This is a genomic window from Streptomyces sp. NPDC031670, from assembly GCF_055580545.1.
On record NZ_JBVILC010000049.1, the window covers coordinates 1 to 6420 of the forward strand.

Annotated in this window: 5 protein-coding genes and 1 pseudogene; 5 read left to right on the forward strand and 1 reads right to left on the reverse strand. The window is 69.9% G+C overall.

Going from position 1 to position 6420, the window contains the following annotated elements; translation table 11 throughout:
* Positions 1-791: 791 nt before the first annotated feature.
* Positions 792-1088, forward strand: a complete 297-nt coding sequence (locus tag ACZ5ID_RS36810; protein ID WP_468907123.1) for a hypothetical protein — start codon at positions 792-794, stop codon at positions 1086-1088.
* A 190-nt stretch (positions 1089-1278) separates the two neighbouring features.
* A complete protein-coding gene (locus tag ACZ5ID_RS36815; RefSeq protein ID WP_468907126.1) occupies positions 1279-1515 on the forward strand; it encodes a recombinase in 237 nt (78 codons plus the stop codon).
* Positions 1516-1531: 16 nt separating this feature from the next.
* Here the strand turns inward: ACZ5ID_RS36815 and ACZ5ID_RS36820 are convergent, their stop codons facing one another.
* On the reverse strand, positions 1532-2527 hold the full coding sequence (locus tag ACZ5ID_RS36820; protein ID WP_468907129.1) for an Lrp/AsnC family transcriptional regulator: 996 nt from the start codon (positions 2525-2527) through the stop codon (positions 1532-1534).
* Positions 2528-2653: 126 nt separating this feature from the next.
* Here ACZ5ID_RS36820 and ACZ5ID_RS36825 point away from each other — a divergent pair, with 126 nt between their 5' ends.
* The 3 genes and pseudogenes from ACZ5ID_RS36825 to ACZ5ID_RS36835 all read left to right on the forward strand — a co-directional run.
* On the forward strand, positions 2654-4132 hold the full coding sequence (locus tag ACZ5ID_RS36825) for an MFS transporter (protein WP_468907132.1): 1479 nt from the start codon (positions 2654-2656) through the stop codon (positions 4130-4132).
* Positions 4133-5498: 1366 nt separating this feature from the next.
* Positions 5499-6110, forward strand: a complete 612-nt coding sequence (locus ACZ5ID_RS36830; protein ID WP_468907135.1) for an RNA polymerase sigma factor — start codon at positions 5499-5501, stop codon at positions 6108-6110.
* A pseudogene (locus ACZ5ID_RS36835) lies at positions 6107-6420 on the forward strand (hypothetical protein); the annotation flags it as partial. The gene ACZ5ID_RS36830 and the pseudogene ACZ5ID_RS36835, both read left to right, overlap by 4 nt.

Genomic DNA, 6420 nt, shown 5'->3' on the forward strand with positions numbered 1-6420 from the left:
GCGCGCGGTCTGCTCCGCAGACGCGACGCGCCGCCGCTACGCGGCGGGGAATTACCGCGCTCCGCGCGGTGGAATTACGGCTTCGCCGTAATTCTGGGGCCAACTCCGTTGGCCCTGGGCGCGAATCGCTTCGCGATTCGGCCAGAATTGAATTCGCTCCGCGAATTCAATTGGTCTAGCTAGGGGTTGGGGGTCGGCCGGTTTTTCGGCTTCCGTTTTCTGAGGGTCCGTCAATTCCCGGTCCCGGGATACCGCATTTACCTTCCCGGACCATCCCCTATTGAATTGAGACCCCACCGTGGCACACACCTGGCAAGTCCCGCAACCCCGCCGGGTACCCGGGGTACCCGCCCCTCCCCAGACCCGACGCGCGGTCGTACGGCCCCCAGAGCATCCCGGAGAAGGTTCCTCGGCCCCGATCGCCCGGACGCGGGCAACAGAGTCCCTGGGGCCCGGGGTTGGCGCGCGTGGCACGCGCTCAGAGAGCCGTGGGAGCACAGCCCGACAGGGTGTTGCCGCAGGTCAGACGGAAGCACCGGGGATTCACAAGTTCACAAGCTGGGGTGGCTCGCTCAAATGCTGAGACAGGAAATCAGGCTCCCGTTTTTCTTGATAGAAGGTCCCCGTGGCCCCGTTTCCTTCAAAGGAGAGTTGGGGCCGTTGTGCTGTCCGGGCCTGGACGACTCCCACGAAGGGATGGGCCGGTCCCGCGGTGGGTCCGGCTGGGTGGGGCCCGCTCGCTGGATGTAGGAGTCGCGACGGGCGGGCCCCCGGACCCACAAGGGGCCCTGATGACCGTAACCTTCGGCAGCCTGGCGATACACATCACGCTGGGCGCGCTGCTCTCCGTCGCCCTGGCCGTAGGGGCCGGCATGTACGTCAACCGGAAGCTGAAGACGCCCGAGCCGACGACGCCCGGAACGACCTCGTACTCCGTCGGAGAGCGCCTGACCGCCGCCTGCACGACGGCAGCCGCTGTCCTCGCCATCGCCCAAGTCCTGACCGGCGGCATCACCACACAATCGCCCGAATCCCCAAAGCCAGCCACCACCCACAGCCCCCAACCCGCCCCCACCCACACCTCATAACCACGAGTCAGACGGTGCACGGCGCGGCGGCCCCGGCCGACGCGCCACCGACGAAGACACCCGCCCATCCGATCCCCCGAAACACCGTCACCGCCCCGCCCTTCTCTTCCTCAACCGACCTTGCCTGCACCAACGCGAAGATCAGTTACGGGACAGCCCTTAGTTAAGAGAGGCCTGCATCCGCTGCCCGATGCTCAGCATCAACCCGAACATGCTGCCCCGCCTGGATGAGCTGGAAGAAGACCTCCTCGCTCGTCGCAAGCGTGCCCTCGAGGAGGGCTGGCAGGGAGAGGCCGAAGAACTCGAGCTCACCCTGACGTTCCTGTGCAGCAAGCGGGAACAGGCCCGACGGTTCGAGCGGAACAGCCCCGTTGCCCTGGGGATTCCTGCCATCCCTCACCAGAAGCCCCAGATCACCGACGCGTGATCAGAAGCGTCATGAGTCAGGGTGTCCGCAGAGCCACCGCTGCCTTGTATGTGCGCAGTACCGGGGCCGTTTCAATGCGTGCCACTGCCTCCCATGCCACGCGCCGCGTGAGGTATGCGTGGAGCGCCTCTGCGTCCCGGCACAGCGCATGCGCGACCAGGTTCGTCGGCCCGGTCGTCGCCGCGACCAGTGCCAGTTCGTCGTGGCCCGCCAGGGCGGTGGCCACCGTCTCCAGGTGCGCGGGCGCGACCTGCATCCACAACAGCGCCGACACCGTGATGCCCACCAGTGCCGGGTCCACGTCCACGTCGAAGAACAAGGCGCCGCGTGCCCGCAGTTCGGCGAGTCTGCGGGCCACTGTTGACGCCGTCGTGCCGGTCACCGCCGCCAGTTCTGCGTAGCTGGCCCGTGCGTCCTCGCGCAACGCGTCCAGCAACACCCGGTCCGCGTCGGTCAGCAGGTACGGCTCTTCCCCAGGGTGCGCGGCTCGCCGGCTGACGCCGCTCGTGTCCCGTTCAGCGCGTAGCCGGGCCTGCTGCTCTTCGTCCAGCACGTTCACCCGTCCCCGCCATGCGGTCGGCCCGCCGAGGTAGGTGTGCAGCAGGTAGTGCGCGGAGACGGAGGTGATCCCGGCGGTGCGTGGGATGTCGCGTAGCAGCAGCGCGTGCGCGTCCGGACCGGAGGGTGCCGTGTGGATGATCGCCACGATCTCCGTGCCGCCGGACGTCAGCCGCACCCACGAGGTGTCCGGCCGGCGCGCGAGCGCCACCGCAATGTCGTGCGCGCTGCGCGTGGCGGCCGTCAGCCGCACGAACCACTGGTGTGCGCCCGCGCTGCGCGGTGTCGGCAGCGTCACCACCCGCAGCCCGGCCTGCGCGTACAGGCGGCGATAGCGGCGGACGACGGTTTGCGTCGAGGAGCCGAGGACCTCGGCAATAAGCGTGAACGGCGCCCGCGCGTCCACCTGCAGGGCATGGATCAGGCCTCGATCCAGATCATCCAGTACGAGCATGTCCAGCAAATTAGTGGAACTGGATGGAAGTAATCGCACATCGACTGCGCAGAAATGGAAGCTGGCGCGGGTGTGTGGGCACGGTGGTCACCGGTCCGTCACGACCCGTACCCCCAGGGAGACCGCATGTCTCGCACGACCGGCACACCCGCCACCGCGCCCGCCGCACCGGGCACCCCCGCCGGCGCGCCCGCGCCGTACCGGTGGCGCTGGATAGCGCTCGCCGCACTCCTTACCGCCGAGGCCATGAACCTGCTCGACGCCACCATCGTCCAGGTCGCCGCGCCTGTCATCCACAGCGATCTCGGCGGAGCGGGCGCCACCATCCCGTGGTTCAGCGCCTCCTACACCCTCGCCTTCGCCCTCGGCCTGCTCACCGGCGCCCGCCTTGGCGACATTCACGGCCGCAAGCGCGTCTTTCGTACCGGGGTCATGGCGTTCGCCGCGACCTCCCTGGCGTGCGCGCTCGCTCCCACCACCACCGTTCTCATCATCCTGCGCGCCCTGCAGGGGGCCGCCGCTGCCGCGATCATCCCGCAGACGTTCGGGCTGATCCGCGCCATGTTCACCGGCGCCGCACTGTCCAAGGCTCTCGGCATGATCGGTCCCGTCATGGGGCTGTCTGCCGTCGCCGGCCCCGCGCTCGGCGGCATTCTCACCCACGCCGACCTGCTCGGCGCCTCCTGGCGCGCCGTCTTCCTCGTCAACCTCCCCCTCGCCGCCGCCGTCCTGGCCGCCACACCCCGGCTGCGCGAGGACCGCGCCCCCGTCCGCCCCCGCCTCGACCCGGCCGGCACCGCACTGGCCATGCTCGGGACCGCCCTGCTGGTGTGCCCGCTCGCCACCGGCCGCCCCGGGCCCGCCTCGTGGGCGACCGCCGCAGCCGGCGCCGTCGTCCTCACGGTGTTCGTCGCCCAGCAACGCCGCACCGCCCGTCGCGGCAAAGCCCCGTTGATCGAACCCGCCCTGCTGCGCGGCCTCTCCTTTCCTGCAGCGCTGGCCACGTCCACGCTGTTCTTCGCCGTGATGAACGGCGTCATGATCACCGTCGTGCTCCACCTCGAACTCGGCCTCCACGACGGGCCGCTTACCGCCGGACTCAGCCTGCTGCCCTGGTCCACGGGACTGGCCGTCGCCTCCTGGGCCGCCGGAAGCCACCTCGTCCCCCGGTACGGCGGGCGCGTCATGCACGCCGGCATCGCAACCTTCGCCGGCGGGCTGGCCGCCGCCGCGCTCTCCTACCGCGCCGCCGCCCCCGACGCCTACCCAACAGCCCTCCCGTTCGCCCTCGCGTTGGCAGGGCTGGGCTCAGGGCTGTTCACGCCACCGTTCTTCACCACTGCGCTGGGAGCCGTCGGACCGCAGGAGACCGGCTCCGCAGCGGGACTACTCAACGCCGTCCAACAACTCGGCGGAACCCTTGGCGTCGCTCTCATCGGCGGTATCTACCTCGACGCGACCGCCGGCCCCCGCACCGCGGCTGAACACGCGCTCGGCACAGCCGCCGTGGTCCTGGCCGCTACCGCAGCGGCCGCCGCTGTGATGACGGCGCGCCGCACCCGGCCGGACGGTCCCACCGACACGGCCGGGCACGAGGCGGGCTGACCGTCGCACCCCCTGTGATATCCCACGGGCCCGCGCCCGTCACACGGTTACAGCGCCGAACAGGCTCGTGGTGGGATCGGTTCGTGATCGCGCCGCGAGCCCGCCCTTGGGGACAGCGGTCAGTGCATAGAAGCGAGGTACTGCTGGTCCCGGTCGCTGTGTTCGTCGTGGACCCAGGGGAAGGGACGGCCGCGTGCGTAGGTTCTGTCGGGCGCGTCTTGGGCAACGGCTCGTCCCGGGAAGGCGGTTTGTGGCAAAGGTCAGCAGAACCGGTCCGGGGAGGGGCCGCCCGGCTCCAGGGCGTAGGGCGGCTCGTACACGGCGACCGCCGTCAACGGCGACCGCCGTCAGCGGCAGCCCGCTCGCCGCGGCCCTCAGCACCAGGGTGCCGCCGGAGGAAGCCCGTAGAGCAGAGCTGTGTCCCCCGTCGTATCGATGAGGGCCGCCAGGCCTCGCCCTCGCGGCCCACCGCGCAGGCGAGTGTGTCCCCGCTGCCGCCCCGGCCCCGGCGGTCGTAGTTGAACACCCTGAAGCCAGGGGGCAGCAGCCCGGCGAGCTCACGGTGCGTGTCCCGGGTGCAGAAGGCCCCGCTGACAAGGATCACCGGCGGCCCCTCTTTGATGCGCTCGCGGGCGCCCAGGAGCGGGAGACCCCGGTGGCGTCATTCTTCCCTCCGCCTGCCCCGGTACGGCGGTCAAGGGGTACGCCGTGGCGGTCGGCCCTCCTCGATACCGGTCACGCGTGCTGGCTGAAAGGGTTCGTCCACGCTCGACCTCGGGTGCGACCTCATCGTCGCGTCCGTGCCGAGGGAGCAGCGGCCGGGACGAGCAGGAAGTCCGGCCCCATGCTGGAGTCAGAGGCCCGCTTTGTGTGTTTGAGGCGGAGCCGCCCCAGCAGCGGCACGCGATCGACACGACGGTGCGGGCTGCAGCCGGCCGTGGTGACGCTGTGCAACGATGCCCAGGAGATTCACCCGCCTGGGTGTATCGGGGTGTTGGTGAGAGAGAAGCGGGCTGTGGGTTTCGTCTGAGGGGGTGAGGACGCGCGATCGGCTGTGTCCCGCTGTCGGATGGAGAGCCATTCTCATGTCACCGTCCTTGGAGTGGATCGGGTGTGTCCCGGCCGCCGTGAGCGCGGTGCACGCGCTGGGTGCCCTGGTGCACCGGTACCGGCCGGGCGCTGTCCGCTGGAAAGCCAGGCGGGTACAGGTGAGCACAGGTCCGCGGAAGGCGCCGTGCGGGCGGCGTGCTGGGCGGGTGCTGGTCGTGCGGGTGGACGTTGCCGGGGAGGGCGCGGTGGTGGTGGGGGTCAGGGTCGATACCGGCCGGGCCGCCAGTGGCTGGGCTGCTGGCTGGGAGCGGGGCCCGTGGTAGGCGATGCCGCCGCAGGCCAGGAATTTTCAGGCGAGGGGCTCGTGCAGGAACAGGACGTGGCGCAGCGGCTGCTGCGCGCGTATTCGAGGTTTGTTGAGGCGGAGCCCTTTACGCTGCGGCGTCTGTACCGGTCGCTGCCGCTGGCCACCTGTCAGGACATTGTGCAGGAGGCCTATTTGAAGGTGGGGCGGAAGGCGGCGGCGGGGGAGCTGGCGGCGGGTACGGATGTCATGGCGTATCTGTGCCGGACGGCCCGCAATCTCGCGGTCGATCTGTTGCGTCAGCAGTCTGCCCGTGAGCGGCTGTTACGGGACTTGAACGGGGTGGAGGCGGTCCTGCGGCCCCGGGAGCCTGTTGATGATGATGTTGAGGCGATGGAGCTGGTGGCGCGGGAGATCGAGCGGATGCCGCTGGGGCAGCGCCGTCAGGTGGTGGATCTGCAGAGCAAAGGGCTCAGTGATGTGGAGATCGCGGCCGCGCTGGGGATACCGGCGCGCCGTATCCACAATCTTCGCAATAAAGCGATCGCGTACCTACAGCGCAAGCTCACCGGGCATATTCGAGATGGGCACCGCAAGCAGCTGCGCACGAGGAAAGACAGGTGACGGATGTGAGCAGGTACGACGGCCACGACGGCGGGGCAGGCCGCCCGAAGCCGCAGCTCCCGCCCGCACTCGCCCGCCTACTGGACCAGCTCGCCGGGCCGGATGACTTCTGGGACCGCCCCGATGGGCATTTCGGCCCGCTGACGGAGAAGTACCGGCTGTCCGCTGAGGAGCGTGCGCACGCCAACTCCCTGTACCGACTGGGGTCGAAAGCGCTCATGAAGGGGGAACTGCTGCGCGCCGCGCAATGGCTGGGCCCCGCCGCTGAAGCCGGCCACCCCGGCGCTTTGTTCCGTCTGGCTTTAGTGGC